Here is a 25,504-nt window from a genome sequence, read left to right as displayed (position 1 = left end):
GCGTCCGACCTCCACCAGCGTCCGACCTCGATCCGACCAGCCAGGGAGCACCGAGCACCGTGCCCGCCACCACGCCCCGCGTCCTCTATGTCACCGACCTCGCCTACGAGGCCAAGGGACGCAGATACTGCGACGAGGACATACAGCTGTCGTCCCGGCTGCGACGGGACTTCGCCGTGGCGCTGAGCCATCCTCTCGACGCCGGGCGCCTGATGGGGTCCTTCGACGCGGTCATGGTGCGCAACAGCGGGCCCGTACTGCACTACCAGGAGGAGTACGACGCCTTCCGCGACCTGGCGCGGTCGGCCGGGGCCCGGGTCTACAACCCGCTGACCGGACGGGCCGACATGGCGGGCAAGCAGTATCTGGTGGAGCTGAGCGCGGCCGGGTACCCGGTCATTCCGACCGTGGACCGCGCCGAGGATCTTGCCCGGCTGCCGCGCGCCGAGACGTATGTCGTCAAGCCGAAGGCGGGCGCGGACTCGATCGGCATGGAGTTCGTCGGCGCGGACCGGCTCGCGGACATCTCCTTCGGCGAGGTAGAGGTACTGGTGCAGCCGCGGATACCGTTCCGCTACGAGGTCTCGTTCTACTTCATCGACCGCGACTTCCAGTACGCCCTGTACGCGCCCGATCCCGAGCGGCGCTGGGCGCTCACGCCGTACGAGGCAGGGCCCGCGGATCTGGCGTTCGCGCGGCGCTTCATCGAGTGGAACGCGCTGGAGCACGGGATCCAGCGCGTGGACGCCTGCCGGGCACCCGACGGGGAACTGCTGCTCGTCGAGCTGGAGGACCTCAACCCGTATCTGTCCCTGGAGTCGGTGCCGGACGCGACCCGTGAGGCGTTCGCCACGCGGCTGACGGCCTCGCTGCGGGATCTGCTGCGCTGAGACGCCGCGGCGGGCGAAGGGCCGGCGGGACGTCAGCGGGGTACCTCCCAGGTCGTCGTCGTTCCCCGGCCGCCGTCCTCGCGCAGACCGTCGTCCGTGACGACCAGCCGCACCCCGGTACGTCCGTCGGCCAGCAGCGCCACGGCGTCGACCTCCACGTCGATCGTGGTCACCCCTTCGCGCCGGTGCGCGGCGGCGAGCGCGCCGCGCAGTTCGGCCAGCAGACTCCGGCCCGCCGGCTCGCCCACGAGCGTGTCCACCGGTCCGGTGAAGCGCACGGACGGCCGGAATCCCAGCACGGCCGCCGCGCCGCCCGTCTCGCGCAGCACCATCCCGCGCACGCTCGTCGGGCCGTCGGCCGGCGGCTGCTGGAGCGCGAAGATCGTGGTCCTGACCTCCTGGATCGTGGAGTCCAGTTCGTCCACGGCCCGGCCGAGCAGCTCGTCCAGATCCGTCGAGGCCGCGCGCCGTCGGGTCGACTCCAGCATCATTTCGGTGGCGAAGAGCCGCTGGACGACCAGATCGTGCAGATCACGGGCGATTCGGTCGCGGTCCTCGAAGACGGCCAGCTGCTCCCGGTCGTGCTGCGCGTCCGCGAGCACCAGCGCGAGCGCGGCCTGCGAGGCGAACTGGGTGGCCAGCAGCCGGTCCACCGCGCGGTACGGGCGGCCACCGCGCCGGCGCGGCAGCGCGAGGGTGCCGATCAGCTTGCCCCCGGCCTGGAGCGGCAGCATCATGCTCGGCCCGAAGCGCGCCCGTACATGCGTGGTCATCCGGGGATCGGTCGACGAGTCCTCGATGAACACCGGCTCGCCGCCCAGGAGTTGAACCAGTACGGGGGAGCCGGGCTCGATGGTGGTGCCGACTATGCCGGCCGGATCGCCGATCGTGGACGCGGCGACGATCTCCATCCCGCCGTCCTCGGTCGGCTGGAGCACGACGCCCGCGTACGCGTCGGCGAGCACCCGGGCCGACTCGGCCACCGTGATCAGCGCGTCGGAGGCGTTCTCGCCGGTCAGCAGCGCGTTGGTGACGGCCGCCGCTCCCTCGATCCAGCGCTCGCGCTGGCGGGCCGTCCCGTACAGCCGGGCGTTGCCGATCGCGAGCGCCGCCTGAGAGGCCAGGACGCGCAGCAGGCTCTGGTCCTGCTCGGTGAAGGAACCGGTCCGCTTCTCCGTCAGATAGAGATTGCCGAGGACCGTGCTGTCCAGCTGGAGCGGTACGCCGAGGAAGGAGCGCATCCGGGGGTGGCCGGGCGGCACCCCGGCGGACCGGGGGTCGGCCGTCAGATCGTCCAGCCGCAGCGGTTTCGGGTCCTCGATGAGGAGCCCGAGCAGGCCGGTGCGTCCATCGGGGAGCCTGCCGATCCGCTGCCGGTCGGCATCGTTCATCCCCGCCGTGAACAGCTCGGTGAGTCCGCCGCGCTCGGGGTCGAGGACACCGAGCGCGCCGTACCGCGCGCCGATGAGCTCGGCGGCGGTGTCGACGATGTGCTGGAGCGTGGCGCGCGGTTCGAGGTCGGTGCCGATACCGAGCACCGCTTCGAGCAGCGTGGGCGGCCGTGGCGTCGTCGCGCCGTCGTCGCCACGGCTCGCACCCTCGTCACCGCTCGCACTCTCGTCACGGCTCGCACCCTCGTCACGGCTCGCACGGTCACCGTGGCCCGCGCCGTCGCCCTCTTCGCTCATCGTCCCGTCGAACCGTCGTACCGGTCCAGCCGCGTTCTCAGTGGGCGTCGGCCAGCGGGTTCAGAACCATCGGCTCGATCTTGCCCTCCAGCATCGCCCCGAGTCCGAGCACGGCGCAGATGTCGGGGCGTTCCGCGATGGCGACCGGCATGCCCGTCGCGTCACGCAGCATCTGGTCGAGTCCCGGCAGCAGCGCGCTGCCGCCGACCATCATGATCCCCCGGTCGCCGAGATCGGCCACCAGATCGGGCGGGCAGTCACGCAGCACCTTGCTGATGCCGTCGAGGACGGCGGTCAGCGGGGTGTAGATGGCCTCCCGTACGGCGGCGGTGTCCACCATCACCGAACGGGCGACCCCGGTGGCCACGTCGCGGCCGTGGATCTCGGTCTTGCTGGGACCGCCTTCGGTGAGCCCGTTGTTGCTGAGAGCCAGTTGCAGCGGGCGTACGGACTGGCTGGGCAGCATCAGTTCATGCTGGTGGCGCAGGTGCTGGATCACCGCGTGGTCGATGGCGTTGCCGCCGACCGGGATCCGTACGGCCGTGACGATCGAGCCGAGCGACAACACCGCGACCTGTGTGGTCGCCGCGCCGCACACCATGATCATGGTGGCGGTGGGCTGCTCCACGGGCAGTCCGCAGCCGACGGCGGCGGCGATCAGCGTGTCCACCAGCTCGACCCGGCGCGCGCCGAGCCCGACCAGGGTCTCGACGGCGGCGCGCTGGGCGAGCGGATCGCTGTCGTGCGGGGTGGAGGCGGCGGCGCGCAGCCAGGGCTTGCGGCGCAGCTGACGGCGGAGCTTGTCGCCCAGCAGATGCCGCAGCATGCGCTGCGCCATCTCGATGTCGACGACGGTGCCGCCGGTGACGGGACGGACGACACGGATGTAGTCGGGGGTACGGCCGGTCATCTGCTCGGCGAGGGCGCCGACGGCGATGAGCGCGCCGGTACGGGTGTTGACGGCGGCGGCGCTCGGCTCATCGACGACGAGCCCGGCCCCCTTCACAAAGACCCGGGTCCGGGCGGCCCCCAGGTCGACGGCGATATGGCAACGTCGCAACTGCTCAAGACTGACGGTCACGGCAGGTTCTCCCGAGAGCGCTGAGGTGGTTCACCGGCGGCCGCCGGCCCTGTTCGCATAGTGCGGCGCCGGAGCACGCGCCGCGCGCTGGGGTACGCCAGACGGGCGTTCGGATTTGACGGCATGCAGGACAGCGTGAGGGGGACCTGTCGGATCGTACGGACAGGCACTAATCCGACCAGCGTTGCAGCAGTCCCCAGGTGAACTCCGCGACGCGGGCACGGCCGTCGGGCGGGGTGAAGGCCAGCCGCATCCTGGTCGGGGCGGTGCCCTCCATCGGCCGGGCGGGCGGGAAGGCCCGCGCGACCTCGTCCACCGTGCAGCACCAGGGGCGCAGATCGTCGGCCGTACGCAGCTGGGGGCCCGCCGACCCCGGAGCGCGGACCAGCCATTCGTTCCACACGGCCCCGCCGGGCGCCACCATCACCTCGAAGCGCAGATCGGGCCAGAGCGGGACGGGCCACAGCAGGGCGTCGCACTCCAGATCGCCGATCACGCGCCGGGAGGTCCGCTCGGGCTCGCCGAGTACGGAGCGGTAGCGGGACAGCGAGCCGCGCGCCCGGGGCGAGCGCACCATCGCCTGCCAGCGGCGGTTGGCCTCCCGCATGACGGCCAGGGACACGCCGAGCTCGTGGCGGGCCTCATCGACCAGCTCCGGCTGGTGATCGGCCATCCGGCGCAGCAGGACGAGCTGGAAGTCGAGTGGCCCGAACGGCCCGGTGGAGGTCATGGCGCCATCCTCCCCCGGGTCCACGCGGCGGTCCCCAACCGGGCAGACACACGCAGACATGGGCAGACACGCCATGGACTCGGCACTTCACACAGGATCCTCACAACCTCGCCATGCCGACCGTACCGCCCGGCGCATAATCTGCGGGGCGCCATGGACTACTGCCCTCAGTGTCGTCGGCACCTCAACGGCGCACTGATCTGCGCAGGATGCGGGACCCCCGCCGAGGAGCTGCGTCAGCATCACCCTGTCCACCCCGGGGAGCACCACAGCCGCCTCCCGGGCGGGGACGACAGGGACAACGAAGGTCACGGAGAGTACGACGCCGCGGCCGTGAGTGACTACGGGCTCGTCAGTCACGACCGCCCGGACGACACCGTGCCGCGCCGCGACTCCTCGCGCCGCAAGGGCTCTTCCCGTAGAGCCGGGCGGGGCAAGGGCGCGGGGGGCAAGGCTCCGCGCCGTAGCGGACCGCGCCGGGCGCGCAGCAGACGGGGCCGCAGGTTTCTGATCGCCACGCTCGGCGTGATCCTCGCGGCCGGCGTGCTGAGCCTGGCCGAACTGGCCAGGGAATCGTCCGGCAACGACAACGCCACCTCCGTCAAGGAGGAGACGCCCGTCGAGTTCGACGGCGGCCCGCAGGACACCGAGCGTCCCGCCGCGCCCGACGATCCCCGCGGGTCCGCGACGCCGGTACCGATTTCGGGAACCGGTGCGAGCGGGGAGGCGAGCACGGACGGCAGCGGTGGTCCGAGCGCGTCGGGGCGTACCGAAGCATCACCGTCGGCCTCCGACGCGCCCGAGACCGGGGAGACGGTCACGGACGGGCCCGAATCGCCGGGGCCCGATGACCCTGGGACCGGCGACCCGGGGTCCGGTACGACCGGGCCCGCGGAGCCGACGGACGAGCCCACGTCGAACCGCCCGACCTCGGCGGAACCGCCGCGACCGCCGCGGCCCGCACCCTCTCCCACACCGTCCGAGACCTGCACCTGGTGGCTCTTCATCTGCGTCTGACCGCGTCTGGCCGCGTCTGACGGCTCTTCGGAGCGCTTTCCCGGGGCACGCCTCCCGGGGCGCGCTTCTCAGAGCACGCTCCCGCCCAGCATCCGCTTGAGCAGATCGCGCAGCGTCCCGCGCTCCTCGTCGGACAGCGCGGCGAGCGGTTCGCGCGCGAAGTCCAGTGAGTCGCGCAGCCGGATCGCCGTCTCCTTTCCCTCTTGCGTGGGCGCGGCGAGCTTCACCCGGCGGTCGGCCGGGTCGGGCCGGCGCTCCACCAGGCCGCGCGCTTCGAGCCGGTCCACGATGCCGGTGACATTGGACGGCTCGCACTGGAGCTTCCGTGCGATCCCGCGCATGGGCAGGGGCTCCAGGGACAGCAGCCCCAGGACGCGCGCCTGCGCGCCGGTGAGGGAGTGCCGGGCCGCCACCTGCTCGTATTCGGCGTAGTAGCGGGCCACGACGGTGCCGATGAGTTCGACGACCTCAAGGGTGAGTGGGTCTCTTCGCGGAGTGGCCATGGGCATCAGGGTACTCCGTTACTTGACAACGTGAAATATTCAGGAGCATTGTTGTTTCAGGTGGTGAAGCTTTTTCTCGGTTCCCTGACCTGGTACCCATGGCTCACCGTCGCAGAACTGTCTGAGGAGGCTCCGCACCATGACCGCACTTCCCGAGTCCGGCCGCGCCTGGTTTCTCGTCGCCCGCCCGCACGGCTGGCCCGAGCCGGGTGATGTCGCTCTGCGCGATGTCCCCGTGACCGAGCCGGGTGAGGGGCGGATCCTGGTCCGCAACCTCCACTTCTCGGTCGACCCGTACATGCGGGGCCGGATGAACGACGTGAAGTCGTACGTACCCCCGTACCAGCTGGACAAGCCGATGGACGGCGCCGCGGTCGGCGAGGTCATCGCCTCGCGCGCCGCGGGGTTCGCGGTCGGCGACCATGTCGTACACGGGCTCGGCTGGCGTGAGTACGCCGAATTCCCGGCCGAACACGGCACCAAGGTCGACGCCTCGCTCGCCCCGCTCTCCGCGTACCTCGGTGTGCTGGGCGGGACCGGACTCACCGCGTACGCGGGCCTGTTCGAGACCGCCTCCTTCAAGGAGGGCGACGCCGTCTTCGTCTCCGGCGCCGCCGGAGCCGTCGGCAGCCAGGTCGGCCAGCTGGCCAGGATCAAGGGCGCCTCGCGGGTGATCGGTTCGGCGGGCTCCGACGAGAAGGTCAAGCTCCTCACCGAGGAGTACGGCTTCGACGCGGCCTTCAACTACAAGAAGGGCCCCGTCAGGGACCAGCTCAAGGCGGCGGCGCCCGACGGCATCGACGTCTACTTCGACAACGTCGGAGGTGACCACCTCGAAGCCGCGCTCTCGGCGCTCAACCTCCATGGCCGCGTCACGCTGTGCGGCGCGATCGCGCAGTACAACGCCACCGACCCGGCGCCGGGCCCGCGCAATCTGGCCCTGGCCATCGGGAAGCGGCTGCGTCTCCAGGGCATGATCGTCACCGACCACTTCGGTCTGCGGCCGCGGTTCGTCGAGGATGTCGCCGGCTGGCTCGCCTCCGGTGAGCTGAAGTACCACGAGACCTCGGTCGAAGGCATCGAGAACGGCTTCGACGCCTTCCTCGGCGTACTCCGCGGTGAGAACACCGGAAAGATGATCGTCACGCTCAACAGCGAGACGGACTAGACGAGTAAGTCCGAAGTAGCGTCGTCGGTCCTAGGGCGGGCCCGGCGCCTTGCGAGCGCGCGTGCCAGACGCCCCCGGGCAGACGCGACTTCGGATTTGTTCGTCTAGGCTCGTCCCAGGCCGCCGTGGTCCGTGGGCGCGAGCCGCGGCGAACAACAGGAGGAACGCACCGCATGACCATCCAGAAGATCGATGTCCTCTACACCGCCGTCGCCACCGCGGAGAACGGCCGTGACGGCCGCGTCTCCAGTGATGACGGTCAGCTCGATGTCATCGTCAACCCGCCCAAGTCGATGGGTGGCAGCGGCGCGGGCACCAACCCGGAGCAGCTGTTCGCCGCCGGGTACAGCGCCTGCTTCCAGGGCGCGCTCGGTGTGGTCGCCCGTCAGGAGAAGGCCGACATCTCCGGTTCGACGGTGACGGCCAAGGTCGGCTTCGGCAAGCTTGAGGCCGGCGGTTTCGGTCTTGAGGTCGAGTTGGTGGCCTCCATCCCGAATGTCGACGAGGCCACCGCCAAGGATCTGCTGGAGAAGGCGCACCAGGTGTGCCCGTACTCCAACGCCACGCGCGGCAACATCAAGGTCGAGCTCTCCGTCGCCTGACAGACTGCCAGACGGACTGCCGGACGGACTGTTCGACGGACTGCCTGTCCGCTGAGGGCCGTATCCCTGACAGGGGTGCGGCCCTCGGTCGTGTCCGCTTGTCCCGCTGTCCGCTTGTCCCGTGTCCGTTTCCGACCGTTGACGCGGAAGCGCTTCGGCTCTAGCTTCCCGTTCGAGTTCGTGACCACAGTTCGGCATACCGAACTGGCATACCGAACGGGCATACGGAACGGACATACCGAACGGCTCCAACTCCCGCGCGCCCCACCCCCCTCGCACGCCGTAAGGAGAATCCGCGTGAGCCGCACCTCTCGCAGAACCACGCTCCTCCTGGCCCTGTCGCTCGCTGTCCTCGCCGCCTTCACCGCGTTCGTCCCCCCGCCCGCGGGGGCCGCCGAGGGTCGTCCGTACACCGGCCCCATGCCGTCCCGGAACGGCTCCGAACCCTGGATCCAGTACTACGACGGCGACTACTACCTCCTCACCGCGGACCGGTCGTCGGGGCTGACCATGCGCACGTCGCCCACGCCGACAGGGCTTTCGGCCGCGCCGCGCGTGCGGGTCTGGACAGACTCCACCTCCTCGCGCTGCTGCGACATGGACGCGCCCCGACTGCACTTCCGGAACGGCCACTGGTATCTGTCCTACGTCGCCGGCCAGGCCGTCGAGGACCACCACCGGACCCGGCGCCCGCACGTACTGGAGAGCGCCGGCGCCGACCCCATGGGCCCGTACACCTACCGGGACCGGCTCGACGGCGGCCGGCTGCCGGACGCCACTCCGTCTCTGCCGGGCGTCGCACTCGCCGGGGCCTCCGGTGAGCGCGCGGCCACCCCCACCGCGTACACACTCGTGAACCGGAGGAGCGGCAAGTGCCTTGAAGTGGAAGGCGGTTCGAGCGCCGATGGCGCGAATGTCCTCCAGTGGGCCTGTCATGGCGGCGCCCGTCAGCGCTGGCGCGTGGAGGATCTCGGCGATGACACCAGCCGGCTGGTCAACGCCGCCAGCGGGAAGGTGCTGGACACGGCGGCCTGTTCCGTCGCGGACGGGGCCGATCTGCGCCAGTGGTCCTGGCGCGACACCATCTGCCAGGCCTTCCGTCTCGTCGTCGCCGACCAGGGCGGCTGGGTACGGCTCGTCGGCGCCCGCAGCGGCAAGGTCGCGGATGTCGCCGGCTGCTCGACGGCGGACGGAGCCGATGTACGGCAGTGGCCCTGGCTGGGCAGCACCTGCCAGCAGTGGCGGCTGAACCCGGTCTGACAACGCTGTGGGGGCCGTCCCCGCACCACGCGGGAACGGCCCCCGGACCACGCGGGAACGGCCCCGCGTCACGACCTCACCACGTCACGCCGTGGGGAATCAGCCTGCCGCCCCCAGCAGGGCTCGGCCGACCTGAGAGAACAGCCCCTTCGGGTGGTCGCGGAACAGCGCCTCCGTACCGAACAGCACCACGGAACCGCCCTTCGCGGACGTACCGCTGACGACCGAGGCCCGGCCCGCCGCGTCCGAGGGGCCGCCCGTACCGTCCTCCTTCGCGCGCCAGTGGCCGGACACCAGCGGGCTGCCGGTGCCGTACGACTGCTCGACCCGCACCCCGTCACCGAGGCCGGTGAACCACAGTGGCGAGTAGACGAAGGTGTGCGCCGGGGCGCCGCCCGTGATCGGGCCGCCCGCGTTGGTCACCCGCACCACACCGTTCGCGTCGCCGTTGCCCGCGACCGCCTTGGCGGTGAGCAGGCCCGCGGCGGTGTTGAAGGCCGCACCCGTCGAACCGAGCGTGACCACGCCCCCGCCGGCGGAGAGGAAGCCGTCCAGGGCCGAGCGCGCGGCCGGGTTGAGAGCACCGTACTGGAGGCCGGAGGAGACGTACAGGACATCCGCCTTCGACCAGTCGAAGCCCCCGTTCAGCGTCGCGGTCGACACCGGCAGCACCTCGAAGCCCATCTCCCTCAGGGCGAACTGTTCGCCGGGCGTCACCGCCGCCGCGACGCGCGTACGGGCCACCGTCCCGGAGCCCTTCTCCTTGGTGGCGGTGAAGGCGACCCCATAACGGTCCGCGAGGACGACCGCCTGACGACGTGCCGAGGCCGGCACGATCGCCGAACCGTCCGCCGCCCGCCGTACCTTCACCCCCTGTGTGAGCAGGGAGTTGAGCGCGGCCAGCTCCTTGGGGTCGTCCAGGCGCAGCCGCAGATCGCCCTGACCCGTCACCGCCCCGGTCGGGGACGCGGCCTGGACCGGACGCGCCGGGATGTGCAGCCCGCCATCGGCCCGCTGGACCTTGTCGACGCTCGCGCCCCACAGCAGCCCGAGGCTCCACCCCGAGATGTCGTACATCGTCGAGACGTCCGCGCTGATGTCACGGCCCTCGTCCAGGATCACATTGGCGATACCGCGCTTGGCCTGGCGCATGTCGACGACGTACGAACCCGCCGGATACGAACGTCCCGCCAGCCGGAAGCCGGTAAGGGCCCGCTCCACCCGTACGTCATTGGCGACCAGATGGTCCACCAGCCGGGCCGCCGCGGTCGCCGAGCGCTGTCCGTCACCGGCCGGGATCACATACGCGCGGGGGAAGGACGTGGTGTACACATCCTCCGGTCCGATGCCGGGCACACCCGGTACGGTCTCCTCGGACACCGGCCGCTGCGCCTCGCCCGCCACTCCCCGCCGGAACGTCTCGATCTGGTCGGCGATCACGGACGTGCGGTGGTCGAGCGTGTAGTCGAGGGTCGCGCGCATCACCGCGCCCGCGATATCGGTGTTGATCGCGGAGCGCCTGCGCAACTCCTCCACCGGCAGGTTGTTGTAGTCGTTGTTGTTGACCCGCATCGGGAACTCGACGGTGTGCGAGGCCACCGCGCCCTGGAACGCCATGTACTGCGGGGTGAAGATCGGCGGCCAGTCGTCCCAGCCCTCCTGCTGGTCGCGGAAGGGGATGACGGGCGGCTGGACCCCGTCCTTGCCGGGCGTGTAGCCGAGATCGTTCACCGCCTTCTCCATGCCGAGGGCGTTGGCGTAGCTGTTCTTCAGGAAGAGGTCGTACTCGTAGTTCTCGCCGTGGGGCGGAGTCGTCGGCTCGATCAGCGTGCCGTTGACATAGCCGTGCAGATCGAGCATGACGGCGGGCTGCTTGTCGACGGCGATCCGCCGGATGGCCTGTGACTCGGGCTGCGAGGCGGTGATGAAGTCCCGGTTGAGATCGAAGCCGTTGCTGTTGGCGCGGGTGCCGGCGATCCTGCCGTCGGGGTTGGCGGTCACATTGAGATAGATCCGGTTCTTGGCGAGCAGACCCGCCGTTCTGCCGTCCTTCGCCTTCGCCAGCTCCTCGATGAGCTTCAGGGCGGCGTCGGTGCCCTCCCACTCATTGCCGTGGATGTTGTTGTTGATGAAGACCGGGGTCTTGTAGGACGACTTGATACGGCGGTCCTTCGCGGCCGCCGCCGGGGAGTCCTCGATCAGCTCGCGCATCCGCTCCTGTTCGCGGGACTCGCGGGAGCTCTCGGGCGCGGTGACGGTGACGAGATACAGCTCATGCCCGGCCGCGGACCGGCCCGCCACCTCGACGCTCACACGATCGCTCAGCTTCTGGAGGGCGTTGAGCCGGGGAGCGAGCGAGTGGTACGGGGCCAGGCCCAGCTTGATCGACTTGTCGGCGGGGTTCTCGGGCGGCGCGTCCAGGACCGTACGCCGGGGGTAGCCGCCGTCCTTGCGCAGTGCGGGAGGCACGGACGTACCGACGGTGCCGGTGGCCTTCTGGAGCGCGGCGGCGGTGGTGCCGGGTCCGCCGCTCTCCCTGACGGGGTGCGGGCGCTGGGTGTCCCGTGCGGGGCCCGGGGCGGCGGTCGCGGGGAGCGGGGCGAGCAGCAGGGCGCCGGCGACGGCGCCGGCGGCGGTGGTGAGCAGGACAGGTCTGGGTATCCCCATGCGTCTGTTCCTCCGGGTCTTCGGATGTGACCGCGATGTCAGAGGCGATCACTTCAGAGGCGATCAAGAATGATCGATGGCGATCGACATTGATCGGTACGCAGGGTCTACCGGTTACTCACGTGAACATCAAGAGGGGTCCATATACAGCCGGTAGGCTGCGTCCATGCATGATCTCGGCGCCGGCTTCGGCTACTTGATGAAAGGCCAGCGCTGGGTCGTTGGCCACGGCCGCTGGTTCGGATTCGGACTGCTGCCCGGTTTGGTCACTCTGGTCCTGTATGCGGGCGCGCTTGTCGGCCTCGCCTACGGCGCCGACGATCTGACGGCCTGGGCCACCCCCTTCGCGGACGACTGGTCCTCGCCCTGGCTCGGTCTCTTCCGGGGCTCCCTGACCGTGCTGGTCTTCGCGCTCGGGCTGTTCCTCGCGGTGATCACCTTCACCGCCGTGACGCTGCTGGTCGGCCAGCCCTTCTACGAATCGCTCTCGGAGGAGGTCGACCGCGCGGAGGGCGGCGAGGTCCCGCAGTCGGAGCTGCCGCTCTGGCGCGAGCTGTGGATCTCCGCCCGGGACAGTCTCCGGATCCTGGTACGGGTGGCGCTGTACGGCGTGCTGCTCTTCGCGCTCGGATTCATTCCGGTTGTCGGACAGACGGTCATTCCCGTGCTCGGCTTCTGTGTGTCCGGCTTCTTCCTGGCGGAGGAGCTGACGGCGGTGGCGCTCCAGCGGCGCGGTGTCGAGCTCAAGGAGCGCCTGCGGCTGCTCAAGGGCCGCCGGATGCTCACCCTCGGCTTCGGTGTCCCGCTCACGCTCGCCTTCCTCGTCCCGCTCGTGGCGGTCTTCCTGATGCCGGGCGCGGTGGCGGGGGCGACCCTGATGGTGCGCGAGCTGACGGCCCCGCCGGAGGACGCGTCCGCCGACGACGATGCCGTGGCCGGCGGACAGGGTGCGCGGAGGCCGGGCGCACCGCTCGCCATGGACAAGTAGCGGCAGGCGGTAGCCGTAGCGCCGTCCGATCCGGTAGGGCTCCGGACCGGACGGCGCTGTGCGTTCCGCGCCTGAGGCGTCTGAGGCCTCTGAGGCCCCTGAGGCGACTCAGGTGACTCAGGAGGCTTCGGCGGCCACCGTGACGATCGCCCGCAGCTGCGCGATGATGTCCAGCCGGTTCTGTACGAACTCGGGGTCCGTCACGGACCCCGTCGCCGGGTCGGTGTTCCCCGCCCCGAACTGGAGCACCGGCGTGTGCACATGCCCGCCGGGGATATCCAGCTCCAGCCGGTCGCGGAGCAGCGTCGCGCGGTACGCGATCTCATTGGACAGATAGTCCCCGCCGCCCCCGGCGCGGGCCGCCGAACCGGGCGTCGGTCCGTCCGGCCGTACCACCGGCGCGGTCCCGCCCGCCGGGACCTCGGTCACCGAGGTGTTGTCGTACACCGGGAAGCGGCCGGTGTCCGCCTCCACGATCGAGCGGTACGGCAGGCTGGTCGTCGTCCACTGCGGCTGCGAGGCCGGATCGGTCACTGGCACGAGCCCGGTCTCCGAGACGTTCTCGTTGTCCCCGAACCCGCCGCGCCAGGCGCCGTTGAAGCGCTCGACATCGATCCGGCCCACCCGGCCCTGGCTGACCGTGGTGAAGAGGTCGGCCCGCGACAGCGGCCCGCGCAGGGCCTGTTCGACGGTACCGTCGGCGAAGTCCCCCCAGCGGACGGGGAAAACGGCGGTCTCCATACGGGCGGGCCCGTCGGCGGTCCTGATCACCGTGCCGTCCAGCGCCAGCGCCGTGGCCCCGGACGGATTGCTGATCCGGATGTCGCGGTCCAGGGTGAACGGGTCGAAGCCCGTCAGCACGATCCGCTTGACGCCCTTGGCCCCCTTGACGCCGTCGCGCGCCGGGAAGTCCATGGAGTCCTGGCCGCGCGAGGAGCGCTCAAGCTTCCCGAGCAGCGCCGCCCGCCCGGTCTCGGAGAGGCCGAACTCCGGCTGCCACTGCCGCAGTTCACGGGTGAGCGCGAGCCGCGCCCAGTACAGCGGCCGGTCGTCGTCCCGGCTCAGATCGCCGCGTGCGGGACCGCGCCCCTGCGCCCGGTCCACCGCCCGCTGCCACAGCCGCGCCCCGCTCCGTGCGACGGCCCGCTCGGCCTCGGCGTACGAGTCCGCGCCGCGCAGTGACCGTACGAAGTCCGGCGCCACGGCGTCGAAACCGCTGCGCCGCAGGATCTCCTGGGGTACGGCCCGGTCCAGCCGCTGTTCCTCGACGGTGAACGCCGCGGCGGCGGTGGCGGACCGGACGGGGGCGGGCTGAGCGGCGAGGGGCTGGGCGGCGGCGGGCGGGGGCGGCGTCGCGAGGGTGAGCGCGGTAGTGGTGAGGAGTACGAGCCCGAGCAGCTCGGGGCGTACACGTATGTGGCCCAGGGGCCTCATGAGTCTCACGGGGGAGTCCTTCCATCGGGTGGCGGAAGTATCACCTCCGGGCAGGGCGGATGACCATGGGCCCCCGGGCTGTGACACCGGCTCATGTGGCGGGCCACTACACCGGCCGGGATCGCTGTGCGACCATCCGGCGGAGAGACGGAGAGTCTTCGACGAGGAGGTACGGCTGTGGCAGACGTATCCAGCACCCGGGCCGGTCACGCACGCGAGGCGGCCGTCGAGGCGGCGCTCGGCAAGCTGGACCTGGACGCCAAGGCGCGGCTGCTGGCAGGCCAGGACATGTGGTCCCTGCCCGCGCTCCCGGAGATCGGGCTGGCCTCCCTGGTGATGTCCGACGGTCCGATCGGGGTCCGCGGGGTGCGCTGGACGGCGGACGACCCGTCCATCGCCCTGCCGTCGCCGACCGCTCTCGCCGCCTCCTGGGATCCGGAACTGACCCGCGGGGCCGGCCGGCTGCTCGCGCAGGAGGCCCGCCGCAAGGGCGTGCACGTACTGCTCGCGCCGACCGTGAATCTGCACCGTTCACCGCTCGGGGGCCGCCACTTCGAGGCGTACAGCGAGGACCCGTACCTCACCGGCGAGATCGGCACCGGATATGTGCGGGGCGTCCAGGACGGCGGGGTCGGTACGACGGTCAAGCACTTCGTCGCGAACGACGCCGAGACCGACCGCTTCACCGTCGACAACATCGTCGCCCCGCGCCCGCTGCGCGAGCTGTATCTCGCCCCGTTCGAGGCCATCGTCGCGGGCGCCCACCCCTGGGGCATCATGGCCGCGTACAACCAGGTCAACGGCTCGACGATGACCGAGCACCGCTATCTCCAGAACGAGGTCCTGCGCGGCGAGTGGGGTTTCGACGGCGCTGTCGTCTCCGACTGGCTGGCGGCCCGCTCCACCGCCGGCGCCCTGCTCGGCGGCCTCGATGTCGCGATGCCAGGACCGCGCACGGTCTACGGCGAGGCACTTGTCGCCGCCGTCCGCGCCGGTGAGGTGACGGAGTCCGCCGTCGACGGCGCCGTACGCAGGGTGCTGCTGCTCGCCGCCCGGGTCGGCATCCTCGACGGCGCCCCCGCGGCCGTCACCGACCTTCCCGCGCCGATCGACGGCGACGCCCTGGCCCGCGAGATCGCGCGCCGCTCCTTCGTCCTCGTACGCAACGAGCCACGGGCACACGCCGAGGACGCCGGCGGCCATTCGGACCTTCCGGCTCCTCCGGCCGCTCCGGCCCCTCCGGCCCCTCCGGCCCCTCCGGTCCTTCCGATCGATCCGGCCGAGGCCGGTACGGTCGCGCTCAGCGGCGCCCCGGCGCGCGACGCCCGGGTGCTCGGCGGCGGCTCCGCGGTGGTCTTCCCCGACCATGTGGTCTCCCCGCTCGACGGCCTCGGCGCCGCCCTTCCCGACGGTTCCCTCAGCTACTCCATCGGCGCCGACCCCAACGATGAACTCGCCCCCACGGGCGCCGGCTTCGAGCTGACCGCCCTCTGCCGCGCGGCGGACGGACGGATCCTCGGGACCTCCACCGTCCCGGGCGGCCGAGTGCAGTGGGCCGGCAGCGACCTGCCCGACGGCGTCACCCACGAGGAACTGCACACCGTCGAGCTGACCGGCACCTTCACCCCGCGCGAGAGCGGCGAGCACACCTTCGGCACCCGCGGTTGCGGCGGCTTCGTCCTCTCCGTCGGCGGCGATGTCCTCTTCGACGGTACGGAGGAACTGGGCGCCGCCTCCGACCCGTTCGAGGCGTTCTTCGGCCGGCCGGTGGAGCGCGCCCGCGCGGAACTGACCGAGGGCGAACGGGTCACGGTCTCGCTGCTGCACACCGTCCACAAGATCCCGGACGCCCCGATCAAGGCCGTCGCGTTCTCGCTGCTCCACCTCGGCCCGCGGCACGACCCCGACGAACTCATCGCGGAGGCCGTCGAGGCGGCCCGTACCGCGGGCACCGCCGTCGTGGTGGTCGCCACCACCGAACGCGTCGAGTCCGAGGGCTTCGACCGCGAGAACCTCAAGCTCCCCGGCCGCCAGGACGATCTCGTACGCGCGGTCGCCGCCGTCAACCCGAACACCGTCGTGGTCGTCAACACCGGCTCCCCGGTGGAGATGCCGTGGCGCGAGGACGTGGCGGCGGTACTGCTCAGCTGGTTCCCCGGCCAGGAGGGCGGCGCCGCGCTCGCCGACGTGCTGCTCGGCGCGGCGGAGCCGGGCGGCCGGCTGCCCACCACCTGGCCGGTCGCGCTGGCGGACGTACCGGTCTCGGTGACCACCCCGTCCGACGGCGAACTCCACTACAGCGAAGGCGTGTTCATCGGCTACCGGGCCTGGGAACGTGCGGGCGTGGCCCCCGCGTACCCGTTCGGCCACGGCCTCGGATACACCGACTGGGAGTACGAGACGATCACGGCCACCGCGAACGACGCGTGGGTACGGCTGCGCAACACCGGTTCCCGCGCGGGCCGCGAGGTCGTCCAGATCTATCTGGCCCCGGTGGACGACACCGTGGAGCGCCCGGCCCGCTGGCTGGCCGGCTTCGCGTCGGTCGAGGCGGGACCCGGCGAGACGATCGAGGTGCGGATTCCACTGCGGCGCAGGGCGTTCGAGATCTGGGACGAGGACTCCGGCTCCTGGTCGTTCGTCCCCGGTACGTACGAGGTCCAGGCGGGCCGGTCCGTCGCCGACCGTCGGCTCAGCTCCCCGGTGGACGCGCGGGCGTAGCGAGCGAGACGTACGGGGCGGGGACGCCGTTGCCCCGGCGCGGACCTGACACCGCCCCGGGGCCGTACCCATGCCTCGTCACCGGATTTACCGGACGCCGAAGCCGAACGTCGTGGTCGAGACGAACACCTCACCCGGCCGCAGCACCGTGCTCGGGAACGCGGGCCGGTTCGGGGAGTCCGGGAAGTGCTGCGTCTCCAGGGCGATCCCGTCCCCGGGGCCGTACGGCTCCCCACCGAAGTGGTCGCCGGTGTAGAGCTGCATCCCCGGCTCCGTGGTGGTCACGGTCAGCACCCGGCCCGACACCGGGTCGTACAGCTCGGCCGCCGGACCCGCTCCGTCCAGGACGAAGTTGTGGTCGTAGCCGGAGCCCACCGGGCGCGGCTCGCGGAAGTCGAAGCGGGTGCCGTCGACCGGTGCCAGCTCCCCGGTCGGTACGGAGGCGCCGTCCACCGGCGTGATGTGCCCCGCCGCGATGCGCAGTTCATGGCCGGTCGCGGGGCCACTGCCCGCGCCGCCCAGATTCCAGTAGGTGTGATTCGTCGGATTCACATGCGTCGGGGCGTCCGTCACCGCGCGGTAGTCGATCCGCAGCGCACCGTCCGCGTCCAGCGCGTACGTCGCCGAGATGTCCAGCCGGCCGGGGAAGCCCTCCTCGCCGTCGGGGCTGCTCCGCGACAGCCGTACCCCGTGGTCCCCGGCCTGCTCCGCGTCCCACACACGCCGGTCGAAGCCACGCTCACCGCCGTGCAGACTGTTCGGCCCGTCGTTGGGCGCAAGCCGGTGGGTCCGGCCGTCGAGCGTGAAGGCCGCGCCCCCGATGCGGTTCGCGTACCGGCCCACCAGCGCACCGAAGTACGGCCCGTCGGCGCCCAGATAGCCCGAGAGATCCGGGAAGCCGAGCGCCACATTGGCGACGGTGCCGTTCCGGTCGGGTATCTCGACCGACTGCACGATGCCGCCGTACGTCAGCAGACGTAGCCGGGTACCGGCCCGTTCAAGGGTCCAGCGGTGGACGGGCGTACCCTCACCGGTCGCACCGACGCTCTCCGAATTCATGACAGTCACGAGGGAGAACCCTACGCGGGGGACCTAGGCGGGCGGCTTCGCCGCCGTGACATTGCGGTACGCGATCTCCGCCAGCATGCTCTGCCCGTCCTTGCTGGGATGGAACCAGTCCCAGTGGCTCAACTGCGCTCCGGTGAACCGGAAGTCGAAGACCGCACCGCCGTCGTACCGACAGCGCGGATCCTTCGCGCACACGTCCTTCAGCACGTCGTTGTACGCCACGACCCGCTCGTACACCATGTTCCGCCGGTCCTGCGCCTGCTTGCTCATGTCCTGCGAGTCCCCGAGCATCGTGGCGCAGATGCCCAGCTTCCAGATCTGCCGGCCCAGCGGATTGCCCCGGCCGGTCGACCAGAGCCGCTTCAGATCCGGCACGCTCGACACATACACCTGCGCCTTGGGCGCCCCGGCGCGCAACTGGCGCATCGACGCCTCGAACGACTTACGGAAGTTGGCGACCGGTGTCATCTGCCTCGCCGTGTCCTGGCAGGCGTCATTGGCGCCCACCATGATCGTGACCAGCTCGGGCTTGTTCTGCGCGGCCTGCGCCAGCTGGCCCGGCAGGTCCGACATCTTGGCGCCGGTCGCGGCGTGGTTCCAGCTGCGCTCCTTCGCCGCCGGAGCGCCGAGCAGCCGCAGGGCGAGGCTGCGTACCTTGCTGTCCGTACCCGTCGACCAGGACACCTCCGGGCAGTCGGCGAGCACCACACACGCGTCGAAACCACGGGTGATGGAGTCACCGACCGCCGCCACCGAGGCCGGGGCGCGGTTCCACAGGGGCGGGCGCGCGGAGGGGGCGGTGCCCTTGACCTCCGTGTCGGACGAGGATCCGCCGAGACCGGCGCAGCCGGCCAGCAGGCCGGTCACGGTCAGTGCCGCGGCGGTCGCGGCGGCCGTCCCGGCGCGTGACCGCCGCCCTCCGCGCCCCTTCCGGGCCGGGCGGCGATCCCCGCTCCGACCGCCGCTCCCGCTCCGGCTCCGAAGGCTCTTCCGCATCAGGGTCCTTCCCCTTGGCGTCCTCTTTGGCATCCTTTTGAGAAGTCTGGCGTCTTCAGGCATCCGGTGGCGTCCTGCCGAGTGAAAGCTTCGCGCATATCGGCCCCGGGACCGACCGTACGTCACCGAGGGCACCCCGCCGCACGGTAGTTTTTCCACGTCGAACCAGAGGTGTCCGTTCTCTTGGCTCCGGTAAATTACATCACGTCACATGCTGTCCCTTTTGCGGAGTTTCACTCCCGATGCTGTTTACTGAGGCCGCTGGGAAAGGCGAACCTCGTCCCACACTGGAGGTCCCGGTGACGACACGTGGAGTTCTGTACGTTCACTCCGCACCACGCGCGATGTGCCCGCATATCGAGTGGGCGGTGGCCGGTGTGCTCGGTCTGCGGGTCCAGCTCGACTGGATCCGGCAGCCGGCGTCGCCGGGCACGTGGAGAGCGGAGGTCTCCTGGAAGGGCCGGGCGGGCACCGCCTCCGAAATCGCCTCCGCCCTGCGCGGCTGGCAGATGCTCCGCTTCGAGGTCACGGCGGAACCCTGCGCCACCGCGGAGGGCGAGCGCTACAGCGCCACGCCCGATCTGGGCATCTTCCACGCCGTCACCGGTATGCACGGCGACATCCTGATCCCCGAGGACCGGCTGCGCGCCGCGCTCGCGCGCTCCCAGCAGGGTGAGACGCAGCTGGAGGCGGAGATCGCCAAGCTGCTCGGCAAGCCGTGGGACGACGAGCTGGAGCCGTTCAGGTACGCGGGCGAGGGCGCCCCGGTCCGCTGGTTGCACCAGGTCGTGTGAGCGGGCGGGACCCTCCCGTCCTACCGTGGTCCCATGGCTGATCACCTCGCAGTAGCTGTCCTCGGCACCGGCATCATGGGCGCCGCGATGGCCCGTAATCTCTGCCGCGCAGGACACGACGTCCGCGTCTGGAACCGCACCCCCGCCAAGGCCGAGGCACTGGCCGCCGACGGCGCTCGGGCCTTCGTCACTCCCGCCGAGGCTGTCGCCGACGCGGATGTCGTTCTCACGATGGTGTACGACGGCCCCGCCGCCCTGGAGGCCGTGACGGCCGCCGGCCCGGGTCTGCGGCCCGGCGCCATCTGGCTCCAGACGACGACCGTGGGCGTCGAGGCCGTCCCCTCACTCGCCGATCTGGCCCGTCATCACGGGCTCGTCTTCGTCGACGCGCCCGTACTCGGCAGCAAGGCGCCCGCCGAGAGCGGCGACCTGCTGATCCTGGCCGCGGGCCCCGAGGAGGCCCGCGCCCCGCTCGCGTCCGTACTCGACGCCATCGGCAGCCGTACGGTCTGGCTGGGCGAGGACGGCTCCACCGGGGCCGCCAGCCGTCTGAAGCTCGTCTGCAACAGCTGGGTGATCGCTCTCACCAACGGCACGGGCGAGGCGCTGGCCCTGGCCAAGGGGCTGGGAGTGGACCCGCGGTACTTCCTGGAGGCCATCTCCGGCGGCCCGCTGGACTGCGGCTATGTCCACGCCAAGGCCGCCGTCATCACGGAGGGCGACTACACCCCGAGCTTCTCGGTCGCCACGGCGGGCAAGGACGCCCGGCTGATCGTGGAGGCCGGGGCGTCGGCGGGCGTACGGCTGGACGGGGCGGCGGCGTCCGCCGAGCGGTTCCGCCGGGCGGAGGCCCAGGGGCACGGCGACGACGACATGGCGGCGATGTACTTCGCCAGCTTTGACGACTGACCTGCCCAACCCCCGTTCCCTCGATGGAGTGATCGTCCGGCCGGTCCGGGCGTGTCGTTGTGTCCGGCTGCGACCCTGCGTATAAAGCGACTTCGGGTCAGGGGGAGAAGCGGCGTGACCACAGCCGGAACGGTCTGGGGTGCCTTCCAGCCGCTGGGAGGCACCCTCGTCAACGATCCGGCCGTGGTCGCCGGTGCGGACGGCCGGCTGATCGTCCTCGCCGAGGGCCGGAATCACGCTCTCCTGTTCATCCGGGAGAACAGAGATCTGAGCTGGTCCCCGTGGGCGGAGTCACCCGGGGTCCGGATCAGCGGGGTGCCCGCCGCGATCCTGGGCCGTGACCGACTGATACGGGTCTTCTGGCGCACGACGGGCGACGAACTGTTCGCCGCCCGGATCAGTCGTACAGCGGACGAGTTCGACGGCACTCCGGGCGAGTTCGACGGCACTCCGGTCAAGGTGGCCGACGGCGTCATGGGCGATCCCGCCGCGGTCCTCAACGCCGACGGGCGGATCTCGGTGTTCTACCGGGGTGCGGACCACACGGTCCGGTCGGTCAGCCACACCTCGGTGGCGTACGCCGTCTGGGCCCCCGCCGCCACGATCGGCGGAGCCGCCGAGGGTGTCCCGTGCCCGGTTCTGGCGGCCGACGGCCGGGTGGCGGTGTTCGTCCGTGGCGGCGACGACGAGCTGTGGATCTCGGAGCAGCGAATCCCCGATACCGCCGGCGACTGGATCCCCTTCGAGCGGATCGCCCGGACCCCCGCCGTCTCCGACCCGAAGGCCGCGCTCGACGCGGACGGCCGTATCCGGGTCTTCTGGCAGGGCCGGGATGGAGCGGGCTGCTTCCTGGGCAGGCAGGGGGACTACACCGCGTGGAACCCGGAAGGCACGCTCAAGGGCGGCGGCCCCGCGGGCGCGCCGTATCCGTTCCGCTCGCCGCTCGACGGCCGTCTTCGGATCTTCGCGGCCGGTCCCGGCCGCGCGCTGTGGGTCGCGGAGCAGAAGACCGTCAACAGCGACCAGTTCACGGACCTCGCCCCCCTGAACGGCGCGCTCGCGGGCGCCCCGGTCCCCGCGCGCCACGCCGACGGCCGGATCTCCGTCTTCGCCCGCGGCACCGACGGCGCGCTCCGGTACGTGACGCAGAACTGGGCGCCTTAGAGGCCGCGCGGAGAGGTGGGGCGGCGTCGCGCGGAAACCGAAGACGCCCGGCCGGGAACCCCGGACCGGGCGTCTTCGTGAAGGTTCGCCGGGAACCGTCGCGCGGTCAGACCGTACGCAGCGCCAGGACCACGTTGTGGCCGCCGAAACCGAACGAGTTGTTGATCGCCGCGATCGTGCCGCTGGGCAGATCGCGGGGGCCGTCGACGACGATGTCCGCGACGACCTCTTCGTCCAGATCATCGACGTTGATCGTCGGCGGGGCCTTGCGGTGGTAGAGCGCGAGGACCGTCGCCACGGTCTCGATACCGCCCGCGCCGCCCAGCAGATGCCCCGTCATCGACTTCGTCGCGGAGACCGCGACATGGTCCAGATCGTCGCCGAGGACCCGGCGCAGCGCCTTGATCTCGGCGACATCGCCCTGCGGCGTCGATGTGGCGTGCGCGTTGAGGTGCATGACCTCGGCCGGCTTGAGGTCCGTCTGGTCGAGCAGGTTCTCCATGGCCTTGGCGATACCGCGGCCGGTGGGCTCGGGCTGGGCGATGTGGTGGGCGTCCGAGGACAGGCCCTGGCCCAGCACCTCGCAGTAGACCCGCGCGCCGCGCTTGGCCGCGTGCTCGGCCGACTCCAGGACGATGACGCCCGCGCCCTCACCGAGGACGAAGCCGTCGCGGCCCTTGTCGTACGGGCGCGAGGCCTTGGTGGGCTCGTCGTTGTTCTTGGACATCGCCATCATGTTGGCGAACGCCGCGATGGGCAGGGGGTGGACGGCCGCTTCCGTACCACCGGCGACGACCACGTCGGCGCGGCCGGTACGGATCATCTCCACCGCGTAGCCGACGGCCTCGGCGCCCGACGCGCAGGCGGAGACCGGGGTGTGCACACCCGCGCGGGCGCCCACTTCCAGGCTGACGTTGGCGGAGGGGCTGTTGGGCATGAGCATGGGCACGGTGTGCGGGGAGACACGGCGTTCGCCCCGCTCCTTGAGCACGTCGTACTGGTCGAGCAGGGTGGTCACGCCGCCGATGCCGGAGGCGATCACGGTACCGAGCCGGTCGGGGTCGACCGAGGGGTCCTCCCCGGCCCTGGCGGTGTAACCCGCGTCCGCCCACGCCTCCCTGGCCGCGATCAGCGCGAACTGCGCAGAGCGGTCAAGCTTGCGGGCGAGCGGGCGGGGCAGGACATCGCCCGGGTCGACCGCGGCGACCGCGGCGATACGGACCGGCAGTTGGGCGAAGCGTTCGCCTTCGAGCGGACGTACTCCGGAGCGGCCGGCGAGCAGACCTTCCCAGGTCGTCGCGCTGTCGCCACCCAGTGGTGTGGTTGCGCCGATACCGGTGACGACCACGGTGCGATTGGTCGAGTTCACTGGAATTCTTTCTCCACGTGTAGAGGGTGCTGAATTTTTACGGCGCCACCACCGGGTGGCGGATGCCGCGCGATGGGTCAGCGCGAGAGGTCAGCCGCTCAGGCGGCCTGGTGCTTCGCGATGTAGTCGGCGGCGTCGCCAACCGTCTTGAGGTTCTTGACGTCGTCGTCCGGGATCTTCACGTCGAAGCGCTCTTCGGCGGCGACGACGACCTCGACCATGGACAGCGAGTCGACATCCAGATCGTCGGTGAAGGACTTGTCCAGCTGGACGTCCTCGACCGGGATACCGGCGATCTCATTAACGATCTCGGCGAGACCGTCGACGATCTCTTCCTGGGTGGCGGCCATGTTGGCGCTCCTTCGATGTTGAGCGGAGGGATATATCGGAACACGCTCCGGAAAGATCCGGTGTGCCTAGGGGAGGGTAACGACCGTCGCGGCGTAGACAAGACCCGCCCCGAAGCCGATGACGAGCGCGGTGTCGCCGCTCTTCGCCTGTCCGGTCGCCAGAAGCCGCTCCATCGCGAGCGGGATCGAGGCGGCCGAGGTGTTGCCGGTGGTTTCCACGTCACGGGCGACCATGACGCTTTCCGGCAGCTTCAGAGTCTTCACCATCGAGTCGATGATCCGCATATTGGCCTGGTGCGGAATGAAGACGTCCAGGTCCGCGGAGCTGATTCCGGCGGCGTCCAGGGCCTGCTGGGCGACCTTCGCCATCTCGAAGACGGCCCAGCGGAAGACCGCCTGGCCCTCCTGCGTGATGGCCGGAAACTTCTCCGCGGTTCCGTCGCGGTAGACGTCCCACGGCACGGTCTGCTTGATGGTGTCGGACTTGTCGCCCTCGGAGCCCCAGATGGTGGGGCCGATCATCGGCTCCTTGGCGGGTCCGACGACCACGGCGCCCGCGCCGTCGCCGAACAGGAAGGCCGTCGCACGGTCCTCCAGATCGGTCAGGTCCGAAAGCCGCTCCACGCCGATGACGAGTACGTGCTCCGCCGAGCCCTCGACGACCATGCCCTTGGCGAGGGTCAGTCCGTAGCCGAAGCCGGCGCAGCCCGCGGAGATGTCGAACGCGGCGGGCCTGCCCGCGCCGATCTTGTCCGCGATCTCGGTCGCGACGGCCGGGGTCTGCTTGAAGTGCGAGACGGTGGCGACGATCACACCGTCGATCTGCTCCGGCGTGATCCCGGCGTCGGCGATGGCCTTGCCGGACGCCTCGATGGACATCGCGGCGACCGTCTCCTCCGGGGAGGCCCAGTGGCGGGTCGCGATGCCGGAGCGGGAGCGGATCCACTCGTCGGACGAGTCGATCGTTTCGAGGATCACCTCGTTGGGCACGACCCGGGTCGGGCGGTAGCCGCCCACGCCCATGATGCGTGCGTGCGGGGCGCCCTTGCTGGGCTTGATCTTCGACATGCTCTCTGACTCCTATTCAGCCGTGGAGGAGTGCTCGGCGATCAGCGTGCGGGCCGCGTCGAGGTCGTCGGGTGTCTTCAGCGCCAGGGTCTTCACCCCGGGCAGGGCGCGCTTGGCGATACCCGTCAGGGTGCCGCCGGGGCACAGCTCGATCAGCGCGGTCACACCCCGCTCCTTGAAGGTCTCCATGCACAGGTCCCAGCGGACCGGGTTGGCGACCTGGCCGACCAGGCGGGTCACGATTCCGGAGCCGGTCGCGACGGTCAGCCCGTCGCGGTTCGAGACGTACGGTACGACCGGGTCGGCGACGGAGACGGAACGCGCGGCCGTGTCGAGCTTCTCGACCGCGGGTGCCATGTGGTGCGTGTGGAACGCGCCGGCGACCTTGAGCGCCACCACGCGCCGTACGCCCTCGGGCTTGTCGGCCTCCAGCGCGGCGAGTTGCTCACGCGTGCCGGCCGCGACGATCTGGCCCGCGCCGTTCACATTGGCGGGGGTCAGACCGAGCTTCTCCAGATGCGCGAGGGTGGTTTCCGGTTCGCCGCCGAGCAGCGCAGCCATCCCGGTCTCCGTGATGGCGGCGGCCTCGGCCATCGCCAGACCCCGGGCGCGTACGAGCGACAGGGCCACCTCGTCCGGGACCACACCGGCCAGCGCCGTGGCGGCCAGTTCACCGACGCTGTGGCCGGCCGTGGCATCGACGTCGCGCGCCACGTCCTCGGTGGTGGGGAAGAGCCGGCGGGCGGAGAGCAGGGCGGCGGCGACCAGCAGCGGCTGGGCCACCGCGGTGTCTCTGATCTCGTCCGCGTCGGCATCCGTGCCGTAGTGGACCAGATCCAGGTCGATGGCGGCCGACCATGCCCGCAGCCGGTCTTCGGCACCGGGCAGTTCGAGCCAGGGGGTCAGGAAGCCGGGCGTCTGAGCGCCTTGGCCGGGAGCGACGAGTACGAGCACCCTCACACTCTCTCTTGCGAAGGGTCTTCACCGCCCGTGGGGAGGGGAACGAAGAACCGCTGGGGGAATTGTTGGAGTACGAC

General features: G+C 71.0%; 22 protein-coding genes. 10 read left to right on the top strand and 12 right to left on the bottom strand.

Features of this window, described 5'->3' with window-relative positions; translation table 11 throughout:
• Positions 1–59: 59 nt before the first annotated feature.
• Positions 60–890, top strand: coding sequence for a hypothetical protein (locus tag ACFRMN_RS01400; RefSeq protein WP_383011483.1), 831 nt, complete (start codon positions 60–62; stop codon positions 888–890).
• A 32-nt stretch (positions 891–922) separates the two neighbouring features.
• Here ACFRMN_RS01400 and ACFRMN_RS01395 read toward each other — a convergent pair whose 3' ends face one another.
• The 3 genes from ACFRMN_RS01395 to ACFRMN_RS01385 all read right to left on the bottom strand — a co-directional run bounded on the left by ACFRMN_RS01395 (position 923) and on the right by ACFRMN_RS01385 (position 4,389).
• Positions 923–2,578: a GAF domain-containing protein gene (locus ACFRMN_RS01395; protein ID WP_383011481.1), complete on the bottom strand. Its 1,656-nt coding sequence runs from the start codon at positions 2,576–2,578 to the stop codon at positions 923–925.
• Between the two features lie 37 nt (positions 2,579–2,615).
• The gene (locus ACFRMN_RS01390; protein WP_383011478.1) at positions 2,616–3,659 is read right to left on the bottom strand and encodes a rod shape-determining protein; all 1,044 of its coding nucleotides are present in this window, start codon (positions 3,657–3,659) and stop codon (positions 2,616–2,618) included.
• Between the two features lie 169 nt (positions 3,660–3,828).
• Positions 3,829–4,389, bottom strand: coding sequence for a hypothetical protein (locus tag ACFRMN_RS01385; RefSeq protein ID WP_383011476.1), 561 nt, complete (start codon positions 4,387–4,389; stop codon positions 3,829–3,831).
• A 333-nt stretch (positions 4,390–4,722) separates the two neighbouring features.
• On the opposite strand from ACFRMN_RS01385, the gene ACFRMN_RS01380 reads away from it, so the two are divergent.
• Positions 4,723–5,406, top strand: a complete 684-nt coding sequence (locus ACFRMN_RS01380; protein ID WP_383011473.1) for a hypothetical protein — start codon at positions 4,723–4,725, stop codon at positions 5,404–5,406.
• 68 nt (positions 5,407–5,474) lie between these two features.
• On the opposite strand, the gene ACFRMN_RS01375 is transcribed toward ACFRMN_RS01380, so the two are convergent.
• Positions 5,475–5,909 (bottom strand): MarR family winged helix-turn-helix transcriptional regulator, encoded by a 435-nt coding sequence (locus ACFRMN_RS01375; protein ID WP_383011470.1) that lies wholly within the window; start codon positions 5,907–5,909, stop codon positions 5,475–5,477.
• Positions 5,910–6,048: 139 nt separating this feature from the next.
• Between ACFRMN_RS01375 and ACFRMN_RS01370 the strand changes: the two genes are divergently transcribed.
• The 3 genes from ACFRMN_RS01370 (at position 6,049) to ACFRMN_RS01360 (ending at position 8,939) form a co-directional block, all read left to right on the top strand.
• The gene (locus ACFRMN_RS01370) at positions 6,049–7,077 is read left to right on the top strand and encodes an NADP-dependent oxidoreductase (protein ID WP_383011467.1); all 1,029 of its coding nucleotides are present in this window, start codon (positions 6,049–6,051) and stop codon (positions 7,075–7,077) included.
• A gap of 173 nt (positions 7,078–7,250) precedes the next feature.
• Positions 7,251–7,679 carry an organic hydroperoxide resistance protein gene (locus tag ACFRMN_RS01365; RefSeq protein ID WP_383011464.1) on the top strand — a complete coding sequence of 143 codons (429 nt, stop codon included), beginning with the start codon at positions 7,251–7,253 and terminating at the stop codon, positions 7,677–7,679.
• Positions 7,680–7,976: 297 nt separating this feature from the next.
• Positions 7,977–8,939 (top strand): RICIN domain-containing protein, encoded by a 963-nt coding sequence (locus ACFRMN_RS01360; RefSeq protein ID WP_383011461.1) that lies wholly within the window; start codon positions 7,977–7,979, stop codon positions 8,937–8,939.
• Between the two features lie 99 nt (positions 8,940–9,038).
• Here ACFRMN_RS01360 and ACFRMN_RS01355 read toward each other — a convergent pair whose 3' ends face one another.
• Positions 9,039–11,606 (bottom strand): M14 family zinc carboxypeptidase, encoded by a 2,568-nt coding sequence (locus ACFRMN_RS01355; RefSeq protein ID WP_383011458.1) that lies wholly within the window; start codon positions 11,604–11,606, stop codon positions 9,039–9,041.
• 166 nt (positions 11,607–11,772) lie between these two features.
• On the opposite strand from ACFRMN_RS01355, the gene ACFRMN_RS01350 reads away from it, so the two are divergent.
• The gene (locus tag ACFRMN_RS01350; RefSeq protein WP_383011455.1) at positions 11,773–12,594 is read left to right on the top strand and encodes an EI24 domain-containing protein; all 822 of its coding nucleotides are present in this window, start codon (positions 11,773–11,775) and stop codon (positions 12,592–12,594) included.
• A gap of 117 nt (positions 12,595–12,711) precedes the next feature.
• On the opposite strand, the gene ACFRMN_RS01345 is transcribed toward ACFRMN_RS01350, so the two are convergent.
• Positions 12,712–14,028, bottom strand: a complete 1,317-nt coding sequence (locus ACFRMN_RS01345) for a pyroglutamyl peptidase (protein ID WP_383012033.1) — start codon at positions 14,026–14,028, stop codon at positions 12,712–12,714.
• A 177-nt stretch (positions 14,029–14,205) separates the two neighbouring features.
• Between ACFRMN_RS01345 and ACFRMN_RS01340 the strand changes: the two genes are divergently transcribed.
• Positions 14,206–16,749 (top strand): glycoside hydrolase family 3 protein, encoded by a 2,544-nt coding sequence (locus ACFRMN_RS01340; RefSeq protein ID WP_383011452.1) that lies wholly within the window; start codon positions 14,206–14,208, stop codon positions 16,747–16,749.
• Between the two features lie 87 nt (positions 16,750–16,836).
• On the opposite strand, the gene ACFRMN_RS01335 is transcribed toward ACFRMN_RS01340, so the two are convergent.
• Together ACFRMN_RS01335 and ACFRMN_RS01330 are read right to left on the bottom strand one after the other, a co-directional pair.
• Positions 16,837–17,808, bottom strand: coding sequence for an aldose epimerase family protein (locus tag ACFRMN_RS01335; protein WP_383012030.1), 972 nt, complete (start codon positions 17,806–17,808; stop codon positions 16,837–16,839).
• A gap of 33 nt (positions 17,809–17,841) precedes the next feature.
• Complete coding sequence (locus tag ACFRMN_RS01330) at positions 17,842–18,813, bottom strand: SGNH/GDSL hydrolase family protein (protein ID WP_383011450.1); 972 nt, start codon at positions 18,811–18,813, stop codon at positions 17,842–17,844.
• Between the two features lie 299 nt (positions 18,814–19,112).
• Between ACFRMN_RS01330 and ACFRMN_RS01325 the strand changes: the two genes are divergently transcribed.
• The 3 genes from ACFRMN_RS01325 to ACFRMN_RS01315 all read left to right on the top strand — a co-directional run bounded on the left by ACFRMN_RS01325 (position 19,113) and on the right by ACFRMN_RS01315 (position 21,680).
• Positions 19,113–19,607 carry a DUF3145 domain-containing protein gene (locus tag ACFRMN_RS01325; protein WP_383011447.1) on the top strand — a complete coding sequence of 165 codons (495 nt, stop codon included), beginning with the start codon at positions 19,113–19,115 and terminating at the stop codon, positions 19,605–19,607.
• Between the two features lie 33 nt (positions 19,608–19,640).
• Entirely contained in the window at positions 19,641–20,516 is an 876-nt protein-coding gene (locus ACFRMN_RS01320) for an NAD(P)-dependent oxidoreductase (RefSeq protein ID WP_383011444.1), read from the top strand.
• 114 nt (positions 20,517–20,630) lie between these two features.
• Positions 20,631–21,680: a hypothetical protein gene (locus ACFRMN_RS01315; RefSeq protein WP_383011441.1), complete on the top strand. Its 1,050-nt coding sequence runs from the start codon at positions 20,631–20,633 to the stop codon at positions 21,678–21,680.
• Between the two features lie 106 nt (positions 21,681–21,786).
• On the opposite strand, the gene fabF is transcribed toward ACFRMN_RS01315, so the two are convergent.
• From fabF to ACFRMN_RS01295, 4 genes are all read right to left on the bottom strand, one after another.
• Positions 21,787–23,049, bottom strand: coding sequence for a beta-ketoacyl-ACP synthase II (gene fabF, locus ACFRMN_RS01310; RefSeq protein WP_383011438.1), 1,263 nt, complete (start codon positions 23,047–23,049; stop codon positions 21,787–21,789).
• Positions 23,050–23,147: 98 nt separating this feature from the next.
• A complete protein-coding gene (locus ACFRMN_RS01305) occupies positions 23,148–23,399 on the bottom strand; it encodes an acyl carrier protein (protein ID WP_129768692.1) in 252 nt (83 codons plus the stop codon).
• Between the two features lie 66 nt (positions 23,400–23,465).
• Positions 23,466–24,467 carry a ketoacyl-ACP synthase III gene (locus tag ACFRMN_RS01300; protein ID WP_383011435.1) on the bottom strand — a complete coding sequence of 334 codons (1,002 nt, stop codon included), beginning with the start codon at positions 24,465–24,467 and terminating at the stop codon, positions 23,466–23,468.
• A 12-nt stretch (positions 24,468–24,479) separates the two neighbouring features.
• The gene (locus ACFRMN_RS01295) at positions 24,480–25,421 is read right to left on the bottom strand and encodes an ACP S-malonyltransferase (protein ID WP_383011433.1); all 942 of its coding nucleotides are present in this window, start codon (positions 25,419–25,421) and stop codon (positions 24,480–24,482) included.
• Between the last annotated feature and the right edge of the window lie 83 nt (positions 25,422–25,504).

Origin of the sequence: Streptomyces sp. NPDC056835 (genome assembly GCF_042789485.1) — a bacterium.
Taxonomy (GTDB): domain Bacteria; phylum Actinomycetota; class Actinomycetes; order Streptomycetales; family Streptomycetaceae; genus Streptomyces.
Note: the sequence above shows the minus strand (reverse complement) of the source record. Positions and strands in the feature narration are given on the sequence as shown.